This is a genomic window from Planktotalea arctica (genome assembly GCF_002105285.1).
Taxonomy (GTDB): domain Bacteria; phylum Pseudomonadota; class Alphaproteobacteria; order Rhodobacterales; family Rhodobacteraceae; genus Planktotalea; species Planktotalea arctica.
Window position 1 is genome coordinate 41,431 of record NZ_MUHR01000010.1, and the last position, 21,010, is coordinate 62,440.

A 21,010-nucleotide genomic window follows, 5' to 3' on the forward strand; every position below is an offset into this window, starting at 1 on the left:
ATATTTTCGGGTTTGGCCTGATTTGTGCAGTCATCGTGTGATCAGTCGGAGATGTCGTATGACAACAGTAATTTCTATAGCTAGCGGTAAAGGTGGTGTCGGAAAATCGTCGCTTGCTGCCAATTTTGCTATTCGATTGCAGGAAATTGCAGGGGAAACGTTGCTGGTTGATGCAGACCTGTTGATGGCGAATGCCCATATCCTTTTGGGTCATCGCCCTAAAGCGGATCTTGTGGATTACATTGAGGGTGAAAAGGCCCTCGAAGAGGTGGTGCAACCTGTGCCTGGACTCATGTCGATTCTGCCTGGGCGCTCTGGAAGTAGTGTGACGCTTGAAAAAGATGGAGACCCGCTAGAAGAATTGGTGCCGCAGATCAGAGCTATGAAAAACGGTTTTGATTACGTGGTTGTGGACGCACCTGCAGGTTCGGGGCGGGGCGTTCTGAACACGCTTTCCAATGCGGATCATGTTGTTATCGTTTTGCTGGGTCAGGCGACCAGTTTTGTTGATGCATACGCACTAATTAAAAACGCATTCGTCGAGCGGCGTATCACACAGTTCAGTGTTGTCGTGAACATGGCAATCAATAAGTCAAAAGCCCAAGCTGTGTTTGATAATTTTCAACGTACCGTTAGCGGTTTTTTGCCTGTGTCGTTGTCTTTGGTCGGTTTCGTCCTTCATCGCGAAGCAATTGCCAATTCTTCACGTGATTGTCGCCCCATTGTGCTTGCTCCCGGGGAAAAGCCCCTGATCGAGCAAATTGACGTAATTTTGTATCGGATCTTGGCGGGGGCGCGTAGCCCTGTGCCGCAGATTGAGGTTTCTACCTCTGAACGTGGTTAATTGAATGGCCGGTGTGAACCGCTACCTTTCAACGCAAAGCAATATCGAAAAGATTGTCGGTGAGAATGAAATATTGGTGCGCAAGGTGGCGTATCGTGTTCATTCGAGGGTCCGCTCGATCGTAGACTTTGACGATCTTTTGCAGATTGGTTTGGTTGGCCTGATCGAGGCGGCTCAGCGCTACACACGGCAAGAAGGGGTTTCTTTCGAAAGCTACGCTGTGGTGCGTATTCGCGGCGCGATCTATGATTTTTTGCGCAAGAATTCGACGTTGAGCCGAAAATCAATCAAGATCAATCAGGCGGTCAATGTTGCACAGGAAAAGCTGTCGCAGGAATTGGGCCGCACGCCGGAAAAGCATGAATTGGCCGAGGCAAGTGGGCTGACTCTGGAAGAGTTTTCCGTCTGGGAGCAGGCCTTGAGCAGCAGTTATCACAATGCGCTTCAGGATGAATACGACGAGCATTCGATGTGGTTTGCCAACAATGATGCGCCGATAGAGCAGGAATTGGATCGTGGCCGCCTGAAGGAGGCGTTGTTGTCGGCGCTTAAGACCTTGCCCGAGCGCGATGCATTGGTGCTTCAGCTATATTATGTCGAAGAACTGAACCTTTATGAAATTGCTGCGGTGCTGGATGTAACGGCAGGGCGCATATCGCAGATCAAATCGGAAGCTTTCAAGCGAATGCAGCCATTGCTTCAGGATTTCTTTGATGGAGAATGAGCGGCAAGATTTTGACAGTAGCAATATTGTTCAAGTGTCGGTGCAGTCCGCCGAGATCGCGATCATCGGGCATAATACCAAACCGGATCTAGTGGTGAACGGTACGCTAAAGAACCTTGCGCGGGGGAATATGAATTTGACGATCCGTGCAGGTGAACATGTTCATGTGGGCGGTATCGGCACCTTGGAGATCGAGGAGCATCGGCCCGTCATGCAGGCAAATGCTGCTGTTGCACCGCATCAGTTTGATCATTTGCTCTTGCTGTTGCGTGGGTCTTTGCCGCGTCCGGCGTCTGTGATCCTCGCCTTGCAGGAAAAGATATTGATATCGCCTGAGGGAGTCATTTTGCTGGAAGAGCGTCGAAAATTTAACATTTCCGATTTGTCCTGGAACATCCCTATTTTGTAGGAGTGCTTTTTTAAGACTTTTATTCGGCGTGCGATCGGCCAAGGCTGTATTTTTGTATTTTCGCGATCAAGGTTGTTCGTTTGAGCGAAAGCGTTTTCGCCGCTGATGCGATGTTGTTTTGCGAAAGTTCCAGAGCGGCGGATATGAACGCGCGTTCGCGTTCTTCGATGTGGTCTTTGAGCGCAAAAGTGGTGTCGGCTTTGAGGACATTGATGATTTGATCATAGCTGTCGGTTAAGCCGACAGGCTCGTGTTGTTGTTCTTTGCTATCTTGTTCATCATCTGGTTCGGACAGTGCTGCGATCGCATTCCAAAGCGTGTTTCCTTCTTCAACAGCGTCGATTTCGCCATAGAGAAGTTTACGAACCATAGCTTGGTCTATTGATTTGCCGCGCGACAGGACTGCTGCGCGTTGGCAGAAGTTTTTAAGCTCGCGCACATTGCCCGGCCAATTATAGCGCATCAGCTCTGCTTGGCCGCATGGCTCTATATAGGGGCTTGTGAGGCCGCTATTGTCGTTATCCATCTGCCTTGCAATGGTCTCAACCAGTTCGGGGATATCTTGCAAGCGTTCTGAGAGGGGTGGAACGCGGATCGCAATCACCGAAATGCGGAACATCAAATCTTCTCGAAATTTTCCACGATCAGCAAGGCTTTGCAGGTTTTGATGCGTTGCGCAGACAAGGCGGAAATCAACAGGGGTTTCTGTATTTGATCCGACGCGTGTAACGACGCGTGCTTCTATAACGCGCAGGAGCTTTGCCTGTAGATCCAGCGGCATGTCGCCGATTTCATCTAGGAATAGAGTGCCGCCCTGTGCCTGCTCGATGCGCCCGATGCGCCGCGAGGTTGCGCCGGTAAAGGCACCTTTTTCGTGACCGAAAAGTTCTGCTTCCAAAAGATCGCGCGGGATGGCGGCGCAGTTGACGGAAACAAGTGGACCTGTGCGTTCAGAGGTTGCGTGAAGTACTTGCGCGACGAGCTCTTTTCCAGCTCCGGTCGGGCCTGTTGCAATCACATTGACGTTGAATGGAGCGGCGTCGCAAATGTTTGACAGCATCGCTTTAATGACTGGAGAGGTACCAGTAATTAAGTTTTCTTTGCTGTTAGTGTCAAACCGAGTGTTCACCTGACCCTCCCTAGCCTGTCAAATATTTGCCTGTCACTTGGTAATGCCTTAGCCCATTTACACCATTGAAAACCAATACTTTTTCTTAAATCTCCTAACTCATAAGATATAATATCTATCGAAAGACTTGTAAAATATCGCATAAGGAAGTGCTAAAGATTTTTGGCTATTTTTTTATCTTCTATCTGCATTTGGCACGGTGATTGCCTTTTATACCCAGTAGGAGGCGACGCATGCAGCGAGTGGTCATAGACATGGTAGAGTTCAAAACAGCTGAGGCTGTTTTGAGTGCGCTACAAGAGCATAGGGTTGCGGTCGTAAGTGCAGCGTCGTTCCAGTCGTCGCAGCGGCGTGCAGGGTCAGATTTTTTCGTTTTGTCGCAAGCGAGGGCAAATGCGCTTGGCGGACAATCAGGAATTATTGAAGCGGCGCGCGAATGCGGTGCGCGCACAGTTCTGGTGGTTGACGAGACGGCGCAAGAGTATGCAGTCACGACCGAACTTAGTGGTAAGATCGCCCATCTTGCGCTTGGTCAATCCATGCCGCGGGACTATGCCGTTTTGTGTCTTGTGGCGCTGCTGCATGGAACGGGCCGCGCGCTTGTGCGCGACGCTGGCGTTGCCAAGCTGTTCGAGATGTCTGCGCGCGTGGCGCAAGCAGATGTGAGTGTGTTCATCAATGGCCCGACCGGAAGCGGTAAAGAGGTCATGGCAAAATATATTCATCAACGCTCGCGCAGGAGCGAGGGTGAGTTTGTCGCCATTAACTGTGCCGCGATCCCCGAGAACATGCTTGAGGCTATGTTGTTCGGTCACGAAAAGGGTGCTTTTACCGGTGCCTCCACTGCGAACGTGGGGCTTATTCGTGCAGCCGATGGCGGCACGTTGTTGCTGGACGAGATTTCAGAGATGTCGATGCCGCTTCAGGCGAAGTTGCTCCGCGCCATTCAGGAATTGGCGGTCACACCTGTCGGGAGCAACCGTCAGATTAGTGTCGATATCCGTATATTGGCCACGTCCAATCGCAATATGCAGCAAGAGTGCAGTGCGGGGCGTTTTCGCGAGGATCTTTTCTATCGTCTAAATGTTTTCCCGATCACAACGATGGCCTTGTCCGAGCGGCGTGCAGATATCTTGCCTATTGCCCTTGAGTTCCTTGTGCGGCACGCGCGCGACGTGAGCGAAATCGCCTATCTGGCACCCTGTGCGATCGAAGTGTTGGAGCAGTATGACTGGCCCGGAAATATCCGTGAGTTGGAAAATGTGATCCAGAGAGCGCTGGTTTTGAAGACGGGCGCAACGATCACCCGTGATGCGATCATGATTGACCAGTTTTCCAGCACACTATCCTTTCCCGATCCTCAAGGCATTACGCCGAACACTGCGCACAGCGTTTAATCAGGAGTGTTTTGAATGAGCAGCGTCCCTTCTGTAACGTCCGTTACATCCATCACGTCACTGTCCGCCACCGATGCGATAAATCGCGCGCGCGATATGACGCAGCGTGCAGCCGGTGTAGGCATTGAGCTCCGGCCAGGCGCGCCGAGTTTCGCTGATCGCCTCAAGGACTCGCTTGGGGCGGTTGCCGACGCACAATCAGATGCCGCGCAGCTGGTGCGTGATTTCGAGACTGGCAAGGAAACAGATCTGACCAAGGTCATGGTGAGCCAGCAGGTCTCCTCGCTTGGCTTCCAGTTGACCTTGAACGTGCGCAACAAAGCGCTGAGCGCCTACAGAGATGTCATGAACATGCCGGTTTAACGACGCTCGCCCCTCTGTTTTTTAGAAAGTAGTCATAATGAGCAATAGCTCGACGAATAGCCCTGTCATCCCTGCGCGGTCTGGTTTTACGAACCGGATGACGTTGGTTATGGATGACATGCGCGGATTCTATCGGCAACCGGCCATTCAGCGTGCTTTCCCTGTTGTGGCGGCTGTGTTGCTTTTGGTCTTGGGGCTGCTTCTTTACGTGTCGCTGCAAACACCGCAGCGCACGACGCTGTTTGCATCCTTGCCGGAGAGTGAAAAAGCGGCAATTCTGGACGCGTTGCGCAATAACGGAACCAACGTCCAAGTTGATCCCACGACAGGCGATGTGACGGTGCCTGTGGCGGATTATTACAATTCACGTATGGTGTTGGCAGCGCAGGGTTTGCCTCAGTCTATGCCGGATGGATATAGCGTACTGGCAGATATGCCGATGGGCACCTCGCGCTCGGTTGAGAGCATGCGCCTGAAGCAAAGTCAGGAAGTCGAGCTGGCCCGCTCTATCAACGAGATTGATGTGATTGCGGCGTCGCGTGTGCATCTGGCGATCCCCGAGCGTTCTGCCTTTGCGCGTAACGCGCAAAACCCGACCGCATCTGTATTTGTGCAGATCAAACCGGGACGCAGCCTGAGCCCTCAGCAAGTGATGGCGGTTGTTAATCTGGTTTCGTCGTCTGTGGCGAACCTGCCAAAGACCGGCGTTGCTGTTGTAGATCAAAACGGGCGGCTTTTGTCCGATACGGTCGATGATCCCGCGACGACGCTTGCAGATCGCCAGTTGGAGTATCAACTGCGCCTTGAGGATATTTACCGTTCGCGGATTGAGAGCCTTTTGACTCCGATTGTTGGGCCGGGAAATGTTTCGGCGCAGGTTAGTTTGGAGATTGATTTTACGCGGCGTGAAATGACCGAGGATATGGTCTTGCCGGATCAATCTGCCTTGTTGAGTGAACAAAGTGCACTGGAAGAGGAGATATCCCAGCCCAGTCGCGGCGTTCCCGGTGCCTTGTCAAATACGCCTCCGCAAACTCCAGCGCTAGAGCCGGTTGTTGATGCCGCGGACGAGGGCGCTGTTGGTGATATACCGGCGAACCCAGGCGCGGAGGGCGAGGATGCTGTTGATGAGATACCGGCGAACACTGGCGTGGAGGGTGAGGATGTTGTTGGTGATATACCCGCGACCGTAGGTGTAGGGGGGGAAGATAGTGCAATGTTACGGTCCTCGAATAATCTGCGCAACTACGAGGTCAGCCGCAAGGTTTCTTCGCAAAGCAGCCCGATGGCATTATTAAATGGTGTGCATGTTGCGGTCCTCTTGCGTGAGCTGCCACAGACTGTCGTGGCTGACGGTGAAGAGGCAGCTGATGGTGGTGCAACGCTAATTGGTCTTGATCCCGAGCGCCTGAGCGAAGTCAAAGCGCTTGTGGAGCGGGCGGTTGGGATCAACGCGGGACGCGGAGATACGCTTATTGTTTCGAGCTTGCCGTTCATTTCAGCTGAGGAGGTTATTTCCTCGATGTCTGCAGGTGTCGATTTTGTTTGGCACGAAGACCCTTGGGTGCGCGAAATGCTGCGCAACCTGTTGATGCTTGCTGTGCTTGGCATTGTAACGCTTGGCATTGTTAAGCCGCTGTTGACACAATTCCTTTCCGTGCCGGGCGAAGGATATGGCTCCAAAGTCTTGGCTGGGGAGAATGGTGAAATAATCGACATGGACACGATCGAGATGGAAGCCGGGCAATCGCTTGAGGACATTAAGGCAAAGCTCAAGCCGAAGAAGAGCACAATTTCGGCAGAGATGTTGGATACGGCAAATAGCTATGACGACAAAGTCGCTCTAATCCGGATGATTGTTGCTGATGAAGCCGGGCGTGTTTCGAATGTTTTCAAAGCAATGATGGAAGACGACATGGATCAGACGATTTGATCGCGGCGTGAGGAAGTAAGAAATATGGACGGTGTAACCCTTGAACAAATAACCGCAACGGAAATCACTGAGCGATTGAGCGGAACGCAGAAGTCAGCAATTTTGATGATGCTGCTGGGTGAAGAAGAAGCGGCAGAAATTCTTAAATTTCTTGGCCCGCGCGAGGTACAGCACCTTGGCGCTGCGATGTATTCGGTGCGCAATACTGATCAAGAGACGGTGAATGCTGTTCTAGATGAATTTCTGGCGATTATTAAAAAGCAAACAAGTCTTGGGCTTGGTGCTGGTAACTACATTCGCAACGTTCTTAACCGCGCTTTGGGTGAAGATAAGGCGCAGTCGGTATTGAGCCGGATCACACCTGCCAGCAGTGAGCGGCCCATCGAAATTTTGGACTGGATGGATGCACGCTCGATCGCTGAATTGCTTCAGGACGAGCATGGCCAGATTATCGCTTTGGTTATTTCTTACCTTGACTTCAGTCTTGCTTCGGATGTTTTGAACCTGCTTCCACATGATATTCAGCCAGAAATTATTCAAAGAATCGCAACATTAGAAACCGTTGATCCAGAGGCGCTACGCGAGCTGGAAATGGTAATGCAGATGAAGTTCAAGGCCAACACCAGCTTGCGCTCGACCAAGGTTGGCGGCGTGAAGGCGGCGGCGAAGATTATGAACTTTACCAAGGCAAATACAGAAAGACGTATCCTTGGGGCGATCAAGCGCAATGATAAGGATCTTATGCAGTTGATTCAGGACAATATGTTCACGTTTGATAATCTGGGCATGTCTGATGATAGATCGCTGCAGACATTGCTGCGTGCGGTTGAAGCCGAAGATCTGATTATGTCGCTGAAAGGCGCGGCAGAAGAGCTTCAAGACAAGCTTTTCGGGTGTATGTCAACGCGGGCTGCGGCCAATATTAAGGACGAAATGGAGGTGCTTGGGCCTGTCCGTTTGACCGAAGTCCAGACCGCGCAAAAGCGTATCATCGAAATTGCACGCAAAATGTCTGATGAAGGCACGATTGTACTAGCGGGCCGTGGCGGTGACGAGATGGTATGATGAAAGACGCGGCAGACACACCTGATATTGTTGCAAGAGTCGAATTTGAGTCTGCCAACCTTCGCGATGCGTTTGATCGTGCGGGCAGTGCGATTTTTGCGCGGGATGCAGAAGCGCCGCGAGAGCCACGCGGTGCGTTTCGTGCGTTGAGTTGGAGTGACACGGCAATCAAGGTATTGCCTGAGGAACCGGAACTTGTGCCAGAGCCGGAAATCGAGGAGACCGCGCAGGCACCAGTGCCGGAGCAAGAACTTGTAGCGGCAAAGCCCGAGCTTGAAGAGGTTGATCCAGACATTGAGGCATTGCCGGCGTTGCAAGAGGAACCGCAGCTTCTTGAGGAGCCTGCGGAGGTCATTTCCGAGGCTGATTTGCAGAAAATGCGCGACGATGCCTATGCAGAGGGTTTTTCCGCAGGCAAGGCCATGACGGAGAGTGAGCGCGAGGCGGAGTTATCGGCGCAGTTTCAATCGCTTGAAAAGTTGATTGAAGGGATGGGGCGCGATGATCTGCTGGATACTGCCGCTCTTTCACAAAACATCAACGCGTCTATTCTTGAGCTTGCCTCGGCGCGTGTCGGTTTCGCGCTTGAGGAGATGCCGGATATTTTGACGGCCCGTATCGCGCGATTGCTTGATCGGCTTGCTCATCTGACCGCCGAGCGTGTGGTGTTTCTGGCACCGGAAGACTTGGGTTTGGTGCAATCCAAGTATGACGAGCGGCAAAAGCCGCCTGCGGTGATTATGCGCAGTGACCCTGCGCTTTCGCGCGGTGATGTGCGGCTGCGCGTGGGCGGTGCCGAGATTGCAGATTTGCTGAACTTTGATGATCTTACGGCTGATCCTGCCACGCTGGAGGCGGAGGAGACGTGAATCTTGCGGATCAACTGACGCGTCCTTTGCAGGCTGCAAAAACGAAACCTGTGATGAGTGGGCGCGTGTCGCGTTATGACGGCCTCTTGCTTGAGTGTGACGGGTTTCCCGTTTCCGTCGGCTCGGTTTGTGCGGTGCAAACTACAGATGGCCGCGATGTTAAGGGTGAGGTCATCGGGTATAGCGATGGGCGAAATCAGTTGGTTCTATATGAATCGGGAGCAGCCGTGCAGGCTGGAGCGCTGGTTTCACTGCTTGACGAAGGTGTTTCAGTTGACGTCGGGGACGCATATTTGGGCCGTGTCGTTGATGCGCTTGGGCATGCGCTGGATGATATGGACGCGCCAATTGCGCAGGGCTCTGTGCCATTGAACGGTACTTTGTTGAACCCGCTTGCGCGAAAACTAATTCCTGGTGCGCTTGATGTCGGGGTACGTGCAGTCAACGGTTTGCTGACAATAGGGCAGGGCCAGCGCATTGGCATTATTGCCGGGTCCGGCGTTGGTAAATCGGTTCTTCTGGGGATGATGGCGCAATATACCTCTGCTGATGTGGTTGTGATTGGTCTGATTGGCGAACGTGCGCGCGAGGTTGGCGAAATGGTGCGCGCGATCATGAAGCCTGAAACTCGTGGCCGTATCAGCATTGTCGCGGTGCCTGCGGATCGCTCGCCTTTGCTACGTATTCGCGCCGCGCGCCGTGCGACGGCATTGGCAGAGCATTTTCGAGATCAGGGTAAAAATGTTTTGCTCATTATGGATTCGCTTACCCGTGTGGCGCACGCGCAGCGCGAGATCGGTCTGGCGCTGGGAGAGCCGCCAACGTCGAAAGGGTATCCTGCGTCTGTGGTGTCGATGATCCCGACATTGATTGAACGTGCGGGGATGGGAGTTGGCGCGCATTCGGGTTCGATCACAGGGATTTATACCGTTCTTGCGGATGGTGATGATGAAAATGATCCGGTGGTTGATACCGCACGTGCCATTCTGGATGGTCATATCGTTTTGAGCCGATCTATCGCACAGATGGGTATCTACCCTGCGATTGATATTCCCGCCTCGATCAGTCGTGTGATGGGCGATATTGTCACGCCCCAGCAAGAAGCAGCCGCGCGCAAATTCAAAAGAATGGTTTCCTTGTATAACGAAAACAAGGACTTGATGTTGATGGGTGGCTATGTGGCCGGACAGGATGCTGATCTGGACGAGGCTGTCGCACTTTGGCCCAAGCTGGTGTCCTTTATCAGTCAAAATCCCGGCCAGCGCGCAGCCCTGCCAGAGAGTGCACAAATACTTGGTGCGATTGTAGGCCGGGTATGAGCAGTTTGCGCCGTGCCAAATTGTTGAAGAATATGGCGTTGAAAGAGAAGGCGCGGATGCCTCAGTATATTCAGCGGCAATCGAAATTACGCGAGGAAATCGGGCAAATCGAAGCGCTATTGGATCGCATGGCGCAGCTCCTTCGGGATGCAGGTGATGCTGATGTTCAACAAGCCCACAGATTACAATCAAACCGTTGGTATGAATTGCGGTTGATAGAAGAGTCCCAGACACTTCGTAACAAGGCCGATTTTCTGAGTACCGAGCTTGAAAATATATCGGCCGCGCTTTCGCGAATGAGCCATAAACAGCAGCTGGTTTCGAAAAAGGCGCAAGAGTCGCTTGAGCAGGTCCATAGAGCGCGCGAGGCCCGTCTTGATGGGGCGTTTCCGCCGCATCAAAAACAACGGCGAACCTAATAATTTAGAGAGTTTGCTGCATGTTGGCACTTGGCTTGCAGTCCCAATGCAGCATCTTTTGAAGAGTGATTAAATGTCTACAACCACCGCAGTCCAGTTCGTAGGAACGCCGCAGGGAAACCCCGCGCGCGCGCAGGCTACGGCTGTCCCAACTGCTTTGGGGGGTGCAGACATTCCAGGCGTTTTGCCGTTCTCGCAGTTGTTTACAGATGGTGTAGGCGAGGGCGCGGCGCAAGGGGTTGGCGAGCAGCCAGTACGTGTTGAAGCGGCGGTGGTTGCCCCGGCTGAGCCGGTTGATGATCAGAATGCAGGCTTGGACAAAGCGCTTTCACTTGTTGCGCTTGGGCGGCCCATTGAACCTGATTTGAAAGCGCAAAGTCAATTTGATCATCCCGATGTGGAGCTGATCAGTGCTGTTGCGGTCGAGCTTGTTGCGCAAGACACTGAACTTTTGCCTGACGCTGGGTTTGTTCCTGCATGGAGCAACTTTGAAGGAGAGGTGAGGCTAGGCAGTGGGTTCGCGCCAGTGGATGAGACCGTGCTTCCTATGCCCGCCGTCCTTGACGATGTTGAGGCACAAATTGCGTTTGTTGCGGCAAACGGTGCGCAATCGTTGTTTGTTGCGGCAGAATTGCCGAGCGAGGGTGTCACGCTTCCATTGCCGCAAGCCACGACGCTGATCGTATCTATCGGTGATGTGAGTGAGGTTTTGCTGCCGCCGGCGCCGCCACCAAAAAATGCGGTGCAGATCCCACAATTTGCGTCAGCGGGTCCGGAGGCATCGGCAGATATGCCCGCGCTGTTGAGCTCTGGCGCAGAGGTGTTTGAGAGCGGCGCAGTTGATGCAGAGATGGAAAGCCCTGACATTGTGCTTGCCGCAAAACCAGAGCTTAAGCCTGCGAGTATGGACGCGCTTAGGATACCGTTTGAGGTGGATTCTGCGGATGATTTTAAGGTTGTGAAAGCTGCCACGGAGGTGAGCGGCCAGCAGGTTTCGCCCGCGCCCGTGATTGGGCCAGTTTCTGCAACGGTGATTAAGCCAGCCATTGGACCAGTTGTAGCATCTGCGAGTTTGGGTGAGGCATTCCCTGTCGCGCCTGTCGCTGTTGCTGCGGTGACTGCACGGGCTTTGGGTGGTCAGAAAACCGAGGCGCAATTTGCAAATAACGCAGATCTTCTGCTGGAACCTGAAAACGTTGTGCGGGATGTTGCCTCCAAAAATGATTTGGCTGCCAAGGGCGGGCCAGCACTGACTGAAAATGCGAAACCGGTTTCACGTTTGCTTGCTGACTTGCCCAATAGCTCTTCCAACGTCGAACTTGAAACAGATCAAACGTTATCAACGGGCAGCGTTGCGCCTGCCTCTGGCAGTGGATCTAGTGGCGGCGCTGGTGGCAATGCAGGGCAATCAGCGCCATTGCTGCCGTCCTCTGGAGCGGGCGCTGCGGCGACTTTGATAGATGTGCGGCGACAGGGGTGGACAAAAACGCTTGTTGCGCGCGCTGCGGGTATGGGGACTGGCGGCGGGACAATGACGCTGACGATTTTGCCGCAGCATTTGGGACAGATCACGCTGAAGCTGAGCGAAGGTCGCAAAGGGTTTGATCTGCGCATGACGGCCGAAGTGGCGTCGACAGCCGCAATGCTGCGCGATGTGCAGGGCCAGATCGAAAGCGCCTTTCAGCAAGCAGGCCTGTCCCTTGGTTCTTACTCGGCGCAGACGGGTGGACAGGGAGAGCAGGGCAATTCTGCGCAGGGCGAGCCGTCTGGCGAGGCCGGCATGGCGGTCGGGGATGAAGCTGTTCCTGCAAAAAACATCGCAAGTGGTGACGGATCAATCGGTGATCCGAGCCACATTAACATATTGTTACAGTAAAGCTAACCAAGGATTTCCAAATGGCTGATGAAGACGAGTCCAAGAAAAAGTCGGGCATACTCAAGATTTTGATTTTCGTGTTCGCGGGGGTTGCAGTGCTGGGTATTGGCCTTGGCGCAGGTTATCTCTTGTTTGGCGCGCAACCAAACTCGCCGGAACAGCTGGCGGCGGAACTGATTGAGCGTAACAATCCTGCACCTGCACAGGGCGAGGAGCCATCAGAGGAGGATGAGGAAAAGGCCGTGAACGAGAAAGTGTCAAAGGAGAGTACGAAGGATGGGGTTTTTCAAACCCTCTATTTGGAAATTCCAGGAACTTTGACGACAAACCTTAAGAATTCGCGCCGGTTCTTGCAGGTCGGGATTGGAATTTCGACGCAATATGATGACCAAATTCTGAAGAATGTCGAAGCGCATTTGCCAGCGGTCAAAGCTGCAATTCTGGCGACGTTGAGTGACTATGGCGAAGAAGATGTGGTGGGGCGCGAGGCGCGCAAAACCCTTGCTGATGATCTAAAGGCGGCGATCAACGAAGAAATGATGCGGCTTGAGGGCTTTGGTGGCGTCGAAGGCGTTCACTTGACCTCTTACGTGATGCAGTAGGGTTGGCGCCAAAAAATGTCGTCAAAAAAACTCACGCAAGATGAAATTGATGCGCTTATCAGCAGCATTGATAAACAAGGTAGCGCGCTGATTGGTAAAAGCGGTGTGTCCGAAAAAGACGTGAAAGATTTTTCGTTTGGCTCGGACGATCTTTCGCTTTTGGGGGACTATTATGCGCTCCGGGTTATCAATGAACGCTTTGCACGTTTTGCGCGTTCTGTATTTCAGCCAATGCTACGCGTGCAGCCGCGTATTTCGGCGCAGCTCCCATCGGTCGTGACCTTTGATGAGTATAGCGAAAATGCGCCGCCGTTTATGAGCTTGACGACGTCACGGATAGACGAGTTGCGTGGCAGCAAAATGATAGTAATACAGCCTGAGTTCATTTCTGCTTTGACCAACGCTTATTATGGAGGCGACGTGGGGTTGAAGCATTCGCCACGCAGCGAATTCACATCGACAGAATCTCGCGTCATCGAAATTATAACGGACGGTCTGAACCAGGTTTTGTTGGCGGCGTGGCAAGATCTTATGCCGCTCACATTTTCGGAAAATACGCGAGAAGAAAATCTGCAGTTTGCTTCTTTTGTTGATGGCTCAGAGACGGTGATCGTTTGCTCGTTTGATGTGCAATCACCCAAGGCTGGCGAGGCGACAATAGACATTTTATATCCACTTCAAACATTAAAGCCGATCGCGGCCCAGTTACGCTCGCGGATGCAGTCCGAAGTGATAGATGATGATCTGACATGGCGTGAACGCCTTGAGCGTGCGGTTTTGCAGATTGCGCTGCCGATGAATGCGCAGCTTTGCAAACCTAAGGTATCCTTGCGCAAATTGCTGGAAATAGAGGCGGGAGACGTCTTTCCAATCCAGATCAGAGAGGACCTTGGCGTCCTTATTCAGGGCCAAAGACTGTTTGGTGCGGATATTGGCGAAGTCGGTGGAATAAGCGCCATCACAATCAAACGCAAACTTAGCGAATTGTGAACAAACAAAATGAGAAATGATAATGTCTGATACAGAACTGGAAACTCCCAAGCGTGCGATTGACACGGACAAAATGCGCGCATTGGAAAATATCGAGGTGGAAATGTCCATCGAGGTAGGGCGCACCGAGATCACGATCGCGGATTTGTTGCGTTTGAATGAAGGCTCTGTCGTGGAGCTGGACCGGCTCGCGGGCGAACCTCTCGATATTCTGGTGAATGGCACAATGATTGCCAAAGGCGAAGTTGTGATGGTTGGTGAACGCTTTGGTATTCGCTTTTCCGACATCGTCGATCCTGAAGCCCGTGTTGACAAAATTTAACCAACCGATGCGAAAAGCTTCAAGCGCGGGGAGAGCAGCGAAATGACACCTGACTTAACAAGCGTCTGGATCGTGTTGGCGTTTCTTGGTGCGTTGATTGCCCTGCGCCAATTGGTGGTGTCGAAGGCGAGCGCGATCAAAAGCAAACTTGGCGTTGGCGATCGGAAAATTTCGTTGCTGGACACGTATAAGTTGGAGCGATCAACCAACCTTTTGTTGTTCGATATCGGTGGCAAGCACGTTGTGGTGTTACACGGCGCACGTGGGCAATCAGGCCTTTTGGAACTGTCCGATCTAACTGAGCAAGGCATCGCTGGTGTTGCGGCGGATGAGGCAAAATTGATGGTGTCGCCTGATGAATAGATCGCATTTTATTCGCATAGCAATCTTGAGTGCTGTGGTTTTGCTCCCCTCGGTCAGCTTGGCGCAAACTGCGATCGAGGGCATGCCGGCCTTGAATGTGAACACTGGTGCGAACGGTGAAACGACGTATTCGCTATCGCTCCAGATCCTTGCCTTGATGACGGTCTTGACGATTCTGCCGTCTTTTTTATTGGGTGTGACGGCGTTTACGCGCGTGATCATCGTGCTGTCAATTTTACGGCAAGCTATGGGAACCCAACAAACGCCACCCAATCAGGTGCTTATTTCGATCGCACTGTTTCTGACGTTTTATATTATGGCGCCTACGTTTGAGGAAATGTACGAACAAGCGATCTCTCCATATTTGAACGGCGAAATGTCACCCTTGGTTGCGGTGGAACTGAGCGCGTCGATATTGCGTGATTTTCTGATCCTGAACACTAGAGAGACAGAGTTGGCGATGTTTGCGGAAATGGCAGGCGATGCGCCCTATGAGCGCAATGCAGATGTGCCATATACGGTGTTGTTTCCTGCGTTCATTACTTCAGAATTGAAAACAGCGTTTCAAATCGGCTTTCTTTTATTCTTGCCGTTTTTGGTGATTGATCTGGTCATCGCCTCGATCTTGATGTCGCTTGGTATGATGATGCTTAGTCCGATGCTGGTTTCGCTTCCGTTCAAACTTCTACTGTTTGTACTTGTCGATGGTTGGGCGATGACCATCGGCTCTATTGCCTCGACCTATGTGAATTAGTGGGATGGAATTTGATTCGAACATTGAAAGCCTGCGGGGAGCTTTCTGGATGATCATTATGGCATCCGGCCCGATCCTTGGTGTTGCGCTGGCGGTGGGTTTGATCATCGGGATTTTGCAAGCGGCAACGTCGATCAACGAAATGACGATCAGCTTTGTACCTAAGCTGGTGATTGTTTTGATTGCGATGGCTGGTCTGGCTACGTTTATGATGCAGCAGATGGTCGATTACTTTGCAACGATCTTTGAACAAATCCGACTGCTGCAATGATTGCGCAGACCCCCAGTCTTGATAGCTTGTTTGGAATGGGCGGCATCGAGTTACAACAGATCTTTGATTTGGCTCTGTTGTTCTTTTTACATACGATCCGGTTGAGCGCGTTTTTCCTGTCGGCCCCGTTTTTTGGAGCGGCTGCGATAACTGTGCAGATTCGTATTATGGTTAGCGTGCTGATTTCCGCGTCATTGTTCGGCCTGATCGAAGTGCCAAATCCGCAAACGCTTCCGTTTCTCAGTCTGGTTGAAGTGATCTTTGTGGAAATGGCGATAGGTCTGTCCATGGGGCTGATCTTGAGCGTGATGTTTTCGTCCGTGGCACTTGCTGGCGAAAAGATTGCCGCCTCTGCCGGACTGGGTTTTGCGGCGCAGGTCGATCCAAACTTGGGTGGGCAAACACCCGTTGTCAGCCAGATTTTGAACTTGTTTGCGATTACCGTGTTTCTTTCGCTGGATGGGCATTTGCAGTGCATTGCTCTGATCAGGATGAGTTATGAGCTATTGCCACTTGGTCAGTTGCTTGATTTTTCGACATTCATTTCAGCAGGGTTGAACGCTGCAGGGCATATGTTTTCGCTTGCGTCGCTTTTGTCACTGCCGGTGGTTGCGATCTTGTTGCTTGCGAATGTCACGGTTGGTGTTGTGACGCGCTCTGCTCCGCAGTTGAACCTGTTTTCATTCGGCTTTCCCCTTACGATCCTGGCATGTTTTTTCGCGCTTTATTTTGTGACAACGCCGCTGGGTTACGCGATCCGGGACTTCCTGAACTTTGTTTTGCAGTTTCTTGAGGCAACGCTTTTGGAGGTTGGCTGATGGCGGAACCGGCGAGTGATGGACAGGAAAAAACCGAAGAGCCGACTCAGAAACGACTGGAGAAAGCCAAGGAGGACGGGCAGGTTGCCAGTTCCAAGGAGCTGTTTGTTTTTTCGACGCTTTTCGTTGGTTTGATCCTTTATATCGGCTTGGTCCCATTCTTGCCCAGCTTGCTGAAAGAATGGTCCATGCTGTTTTCATTTGAGGGTCAAGACGGGCTGTTTGACGAAGTCTTTGGTAAGTTGGCTGTTAGTTTCGGTTTTATGTTCTGGAAATCGGTGATTTTCGCAATTCCGATGTTGATCGTCGTTGTGCTCACTCAAATGGCGATGTCGGGGTCTATCAACTGGTCAACTAGCGCGCTGGCTTTCAAACCAAACCGGATTAACCCGCTTACTGGATTGAAGAGAATGGTGTCGATGAAGGCACTGGTGGAAATGCTCAAAGCGATTAGTAAAGTTGTGTTATTGATTGGCTCTGCGATTTTGGTGTTTGCTTCGCAAATTGACAGTCTGTTCATGTCCCAGAGCACGCATCTTGCTGGCGGGATCGCGCGTATGGGCGATGTTTTTTTACTGCTGATTATCGTGTTTTTGTTTGTGCTGGCGTTAATGTCGTTGGCGGATGTTTTGTATCAGCATTACGAGCACAACCAGCAACTGCGAATGACGCTCCAAGAAGTCCGCGACGAGAGCAAACAGACCGAAGGCTCGCCAGAAGTTAAAGCCAAGATTCGCCGCATGCAGATGACGGCTGGTTCGCGGGCACAAGCGCGTAAAGAGGCAATGGATGCTGTTCCGACAGCTACTGCGATCATCACCAATCCGACACATTTTGCTGTGGCACTTAAGTATGAAGTGGGGTCGGTGGGTGCGCCGATGATCCTTGCTATGGGGCGTGGGCATCAGGCGCAGGACATCATTGAAGTTGGCAAAGGGGCAGGGGTGACGGTGTTCCGTAATGAACTTTTGGCGCGTGCCTTGTTCTTTGCCGGCATCGTCGGGGAAGAAATTCCGGGCCCGCTGTTTCCCGCTGTCGCGGCTGTCTTGGCGTTTATCTACAGGCTTAACAAAGATGAAGACGTTGATGAACCGGATGTCGATTTGCCAGACGAAATGCAGTTTGACGAAAATGGGAGGCAAATTTGATGAAACGCACGCAGAGCGCAAAAGTTAGGAAACACCGGAGCCGAGGTGAAATGATAAGCACCTTCATCTATATTCTGGTGGGTGTGTTTTTTGCTGGAGAAACCCGTGTTCTCTTTGATGAGGGCGAGGTCGGGAGTGCAATTCTAATGGGGCTGTTTGCTTGCGCAAGTATCGCTGGTGGATTGCGGTTTCACATTCACAATCTTTGGCATCGTATAAGTGAGTTGAGGAAATGAGAGAGGCTGCAAAGGACAAGCCACGCATGATTTGCGGGGATTGCACTCATCTGGGCGTGACATACGAGCCCCGTCAACCTTGGCGCTGTGCGCGTTTTGGCTTTAAATCACGAGACTTGCCCGCGCGTGTCGTGTTGCAGGAAACTGGCATGGAATGTGCATATTACACCCCGAGTCTACGCGGCAAATCGAACGCTTGAATACGGGATTACTTAACATGGCCAAGAAGCCCCAAAAAACATTGCAAACTTTAGATTTGGATCAAAGTATCCAAATAGCATTGGATGCAGCAGATGCTTCAATGGATGTAACGGCCGAATTCGAGCGTATTTCCTCGCAGTTCGAGGGCGCATCAAACAAGGTCGAGGCGCTTGTTAAAACGGGTCGTATTGGAATTATTGCTGCTGGTTGCATCGCCTTTTTCGCGATCCTTATCATGGGTGTTATCTGGCAGCGCTCGTCTTCGGGTCTTGAGCGCCTTACGGCGACAAATTCGCAATTACTTTCGATGCTGACAGAGAATGTTGCCGGTTTTGACGAAAAGGTTGCCGAAGTGGCAACGCTGAGCGAGCAGCTTGATGTTATGCGTGCTGACACTGCAGAGCTAAGCGAAAAGATCAATGAAATCGCTGTACTTGCCGAGCAAATATCTGATCTGCGTTCAAACGTGGCGATGATGTCCGTTTCTCTTGCAGATTTTGAGACCAGCGAATTGGCTGAGCAGCGCACGGAGCAGCTAACTGGTGTGCTTGGTGATCGGATCGCGACGCTGAATGGCGAATTGGCGATGAATGTTTCGGTAACATTGCAAGAGACGATGAAGACGCAGATGGAAACCTACACGACCTTCTTTGAGAGCATTTCCGAAGCGGCAGGATCGTCTGGAAACGAGGCAAGCACCGCCGCGCTTGAAGCCCTACAGAAAAATGTGGAGGCGCAGATGAATGATCTGTCGATGCGCATTAACCAGATGAGAAAGACAACAAGGTCTAGCGCTAGTGCGAAAAGATCTGTGCCGGAACCTGACGTCATTAAATTTCCCTGATGGCTGAACTTAATGCCGAACAGGTGCCGCCAAAGAACGAGGCCGCGCCAGGGCCGTTGCGGGTGAACGGTGCTGGCCATTCCCGTCTCGTTCAGGAGTTGGCCCTGAATGCGGGTGATATCATCGTGGCTGTAAACGGAATTTTATGGTCGCGTGTGCGCTCTATGGAATACGCGATCGACACGCTTGTCGAAAAAGCCGAAAAGCCGGTTATTCTGACAATTTTGCGTGCGGGTCAGTTTTTTGACGTTATCACGGATAGTCCGGTCAAGAATCAGACCAAGGTTGTGATGCAAGAAGAGGTTGAGTCTTTGCTGTCTGGGCTGTCTATCCCGCTCGCGCCTGATTCTAAAGATGTAAGTCGCTATGCAGTGTTTACGAGCATGGATCATCAAGCCGATATCGTCGAACTTCGCCCTTCGTTTTCGGCTATGCTGTTCCCGCCTTTATGGTTGGTTTTTCGCGGTCTTTGGGCTGCTGTTGCAAGTTTTGTGTGTGTTTTGCTGACGGCTTTTGCGATAAATTGGGTGTTTGGGGTTGTGCTATACGTGGCGCTTTGTGTTTACGTTGGTCGTAAACAGGTAGCTCTTGCGCAAGTTTCGATGCAGCGCAGGGGTATGCTTAAGATTATGGTTCTCGCAGCAAGCTCGGAACTTGAAGCCCAAAATACTGCGACACGCTTTCATGAAAAGCTGGTTTTCAAGTTCTCACCGTACGGCTCTGGCTCTTCAGAAGATGCTGATATCGGTCTGATATAGGCCAGAGGCCTTAGAACCGACCTATTGCATCAAGTGCCACGCGTGCTTCATATGCTTTTGGAGCAAGACGTGCTGTGTGATATTGATCCCTTTGTGCCGCATGCCTGAGTTCCGGAAAGAGATTTAAAAGCTCGTTGCGCTGTTCTGTCTCTACTGCAGTCAGAGCGCTGGTTCCGGGGTGGAAGCTTTCTGTCCAGACATCCTCGCTCAGTATCAGTTCATGATTTTGAAACATCAGGTGGATGTAGCTGACGGACGACGGCATTGTCTGCGTGATGCCCGGGCGCCCGACAAGAAATTTTGCTGCTATCAGCACTTCAGCCTCATCAAAAAGCAAACGGTTCTGCGCGCTTAGGATAAGAAAACGATGGTTGGGGGAAACTGTGAGGTCGCGTGTTGGAAGGCCGTTTCCAAGGCTTCCCGCAGCAAGCGTAACGGGCCATAATTCACGAGCGGCGCGAAGATTGATGCAATCCAAATCCTTGCGACCTGTCCAGACGAGTTCTTGCATTCCATTGTCGCGGGTCAGTATTTTTTCACCGGGGCGTAGGTTTTCAACAGTGCACGTGCCGTTGGCGGTTGTGATCAGGCAGCCCGGGGTAAAGCAAATTACTTCTTCGTTTTTAGGATACGCAGTAGTGTCTATTATATTGCCTCTTGCATCATAAAGCTCGATAAGGCCGCTGTCTGTGCCCGTTTTGGAAGCCTTCGCATTCGGCTCTCCCAGATCGATTATGTCGTAATCTTGGCAACTATTGGTGATGTGCGTGCGAGCATTGATTACTTTTAATAGGCCAGTGTTTAGCTCGACAGGTAAAGTATTCTCATCTAGGCCTGCGTAGCGTATATCTTTGGCGATGCTGCAAGTACACAAATCACTGAAGAGGGAGCCATTGTTTTCTACAATATCATCCTTTGCAAAGCTTTGCACCGCGCCTGTATCATCGGGTCCAGTTAAAACTGCATAACAAGCTTTTGAGTATGTGCTCGCGAAATGGGCGCTTCAGGATGATTTTCTACTATTTTTACTGCTATTGCGAATTATCTAAAGGGTAACGTAGGTGTAAAAAATCTAAAATTTTCTCTATAGATAGCTATGTGCCGTGAACATAAGTAATCCGGATAGCTTACCATGGGAATTTGGGAAGAAGGGCGCAAGCTTCGCCATCTACGTGTCGTTCAGCCAATCGCAGGTTCTTGGCGCTTTCGCCGACGGGCTGGTGGTAAAGCCGCGAACGCGACAACTGCAATAGTTCGCACTGTTTACGCATGCTTAACTTATGATCCCGGCTCACCATTTTTTGCCTCGCATTCAGAGCAACTGCTGCGAGGCATCCACTGCCCGGCAGTGCATGC

23 protein-coding genes are annotated in these 21,010 nt (G+C 51.8%); 21 read left to right on the forward strand and 2 right to left on the reverse strand.

The window, feature by feature from the left end:
• Window positions 1-58 precede the first annotated feature (58 nt).
• Genes B9P63_RS10380 through B9P63_RS10390 form a run of 3 tightly spaced genes read left to right on the forward strand, consistent with a single transcriptional unit; the run spans window position 59 to window position 1,977 of the window.
• Complete coding sequence (locus B9P63_RS10380) at window positions 59-844, forward strand: P-loop NTPase (RefSeq protein WP_085308512.1); 786 nt, start codon at window positions 59-61, stop codon at window positions 842-844.
• Between the two features lie 4 nt (window positions 845-848).
• Window positions 849-1,568, forward strand: a complete 720-nt coding sequence (locus B9P63_RS10385) for a sigma-70 family RNA polymerase sigma factor (protein ID WP_085308513.1) — start codon at window positions 849-851, stop codon at window positions 1,566-1,568.
• Entirely contained in the window at window positions 1,558-1,977 is a 420-nt protein-coding gene (locus tag B9P63_RS10390; RefSeq protein WP_085308514.1) for a hypothetical protein, read from the forward strand. The genes B9P63_RS10385 and B9P63_RS10390 overlap by 11 nt, the downstream gene beginning before the upstream one ends.
• 19 nt (window positions 1,978-1,996) lie before the next feature.
• Here the strand turns inward: B9P63_RS10390 and B9P63_RS10395 are convergent, their stop codons facing one another.
• Entirely contained in the window at window positions 1,997-3,106 is a 1,110-nt protein-coding gene (locus B9P63_RS10395; RefSeq protein ID WP_281252333.1) for a sigma 54-interacting transcriptional regulator, read from the reverse strand.
• 233 nt (window positions 3,107-3,339) lie between these two features.
• Between B9P63_RS10395 and B9P63_RS10400 the strand changes: the two genes are divergently transcribed.
• The 18 genes from B9P63_RS10400 to B9P63_RS10495 all read left to right on the forward strand — a co-directional run bounded on the left by B9P63_RS10400 (window position 3,340) and on the right by B9P63_RS10495 (window position 19,654).
• Entirely contained in the window at window positions 3,340-4,503 is a 1,164-nt protein-coding gene (locus B9P63_RS10400; RefSeq protein ID WP_085308516.1) for a sigma 54-interacting transcriptional regulator, read from the forward strand.
• 15 nt (window positions 4,504-4,518) lie between these two features.
• Window positions 4,519-4,866 carry a flagellar hook-basal body complex protein FliE gene (gene fliE / locus B9P63_RS10405; RefSeq protein ID WP_085308517.1) on the forward strand — a complete coding sequence of 116 codons (348 nt, stop codon included), beginning with the start codon at window positions 4,519-4,521 and terminating at the stop codon, window positions 4,864-4,866.
• A gap of 37 nt (window positions 4,867-4,903) precedes the next feature.
• On the forward strand, window positions 4,904-6,799 hold the full coding sequence (gene fliF, locus B9P63_RS10410) for a flagellar basal-body MS-ring/collar protein FliF (RefSeq protein ID WP_085308518.1): 1,896 nt from the start codon (window positions 4,904-4,906) through the stop codon (window positions 6,797-6,799).
• Between the two features lie 24 nt (window positions 6,800-6,823).
• A complete protein-coding gene (fliG, locus tag B9P63_RS10415; protein WP_085308519.1) occupies window positions 6,824-7,864 on the forward strand; it encodes a flagellar motor switch protein FliG in 1,041 nt (346 codons plus the stop codon).
• Complete coding sequence (locus B9P63_RS10420) at window positions 7,861-8,733, forward strand: FliH/SctL family protein (RefSeq protein WP_085308520.1); 873 nt, start codon at window positions 7,861-7,863, stop codon at window positions 8,731-8,733. Before fliG ends, B9P63_RS10420 begins: the two co-directional genes overlap by 4 nt.
• 53 nt (window positions 8,734-8,786) lie before the next feature.
• A complete protein-coding gene (locus B9P63_RS10425; protein ID WP_085308568.1) occupies window positions 8,787-10,052 on the forward strand; it encodes a FliI/YscN family ATPase in 1,266 nt (421 codons plus the stop codon).
• A complete protein-coding gene (locus B9P63_RS10430) occupies window positions 10,049-10,471 on the forward strand; it encodes a hypothetical protein (protein ID WP_245830629.1) in 423 nt (140 codons plus the stop codon). Before B9P63_RS10425 ends, B9P63_RS10430 begins: the two co-directional genes overlap by 4 nt.
• A 73-nt stretch (window positions 10,472-10,544) precedes the next feature.
• Window positions 10,545-12,347: a flagellar hook-length control protein FliK gene (gene fliK, locus B9P63_RS10435; RefSeq protein ID WP_085308521.1), complete on the forward strand. Its 1,803-nt coding sequence runs from the start codon at window positions 10,545-10,547 to the stop codon at window positions 12,345-12,347.
• A gap of 20 nt (window positions 12,348-12,367) precedes the next feature.
• Window positions 12,368-12,949 (forward strand): flagellar basal body-associated FliL family protein, encoded by a 582-nt coding sequence (locus tag B9P63_RS10440; RefSeq protein ID WP_085308522.1) that lies wholly within the window; start codon window positions 12,368-12,370, stop codon window positions 12,947-12,949.
• Between the two features lie 15 nt (window positions 12,950-12,964).
• Entirely contained in the window at window positions 12,965-13,939 is a 975-nt protein-coding gene (gene fliM, locus B9P63_RS10445) for a flagellar motor switch protein FliM (RefSeq protein WP_085308523.1), read from the forward strand.
• Window positions 13,940-13,961: 22 nt separating this feature from the next.
• Window positions 13,962-14,261: a flagellar motor switch protein FliN gene (gene fliN, locus B9P63_RS10450; RefSeq protein ID WP_085308524.1), complete on the forward strand. Its 300-nt coding sequence runs from the start codon at window positions 13,962-13,964 to the stop codon at window positions 14,259-14,261.
• 42 nt (window positions 14,262-14,303) lie between these two features.
• The gene (locus tag B9P63_RS10455) at window positions 14,304-14,624 is read left to right on the forward strand and encodes a hypothetical protein (RefSeq protein WP_085308525.1); all 321 of its coding nucleotides are present in this window, start codon (window positions 14,304-14,306) and stop codon (window positions 14,622-14,624) included.
• A complete protein-coding gene (gene fliP, locus B9P63_RS10460) occupies window positions 14,617-15,378 on the forward strand; it encodes a flagellar type III secretion system pore protein FliP (RefSeq protein ID WP_085308526.1) in 762 nt (253 codons plus the stop codon). The genes B9P63_RS10455 and fliP overlap by 8 nt, the downstream gene beginning before the upstream one ends.
• Before the next feature lie 4 nt (window positions 15,379-15,382).
• Window positions 15,383-15,649: a flagellar biosynthesis protein FliQ gene (gene fliQ, locus B9P63_RS10465; protein WP_085308527.1), complete on the forward strand. Its 267-nt coding sequence runs from the start codon at window positions 15,383-15,385 to the stop codon at window positions 15,647-15,649.
• Entirely contained in the window at window positions 15,646-16,467 is an 822-nt protein-coding gene (gene fliR / locus B9P63_RS10470) for a flagellar biosynthetic protein FliR (protein ID WP_085308528.1), read from the forward strand. Before fliQ ends, fliR begins: the two co-directional genes overlap by 4 nt.
• Window positions 16,467-17,615, forward strand: coding sequence for an EscU/YscU/HrcU family type III secretion system export apparatus switch protein (locus tag B9P63_RS10475; protein ID WP_085308529.1), 1,149 nt, complete (start codon window positions 16,467-16,469; stop codon window positions 17,613-17,615). The genes fliR and B9P63_RS10475 overlap by 1 nt, the downstream gene beginning before the upstream one ends.
• Window positions 17,616-18,152: 537 nt before the next feature.
• Complete coding sequence (locus B9P63_RS10490) at window positions 18,153-18,896, forward strand: hypothetical protein (protein ID WP_139816245.1); 744 nt, start codon at window positions 18,153-18,155, stop codon at window positions 18,894-18,896.
• Window positions 18,896-19,654: a DUF2628 domain-containing protein gene (locus B9P63_RS10495; RefSeq protein ID WP_085308534.1), complete on the forward strand. Its 759-nt coding sequence runs from the start codon at window positions 18,896-18,898 to the stop codon at window positions 19,652-19,654. The genes B9P63_RS10490 and B9P63_RS10495 overlap by 1 nt, the downstream gene beginning before the upstream one ends.
• A 10-nt stretch (window positions 19,655-19,664) precedes the next feature.
• On the opposite strand, the gene B9P63_RS10500 is transcribed toward B9P63_RS10495, so the two are convergent.
• A complete protein-coding gene (locus B9P63_RS10500; protein ID WP_085308536.1) occupies window positions 19,665-20,585 on the reverse strand; it encodes a Hint domain-containing protein in 921 nt (306 codons plus the stop codon).
• Window positions 20,586-21,010 lie beyond the last annotated feature (425 nt).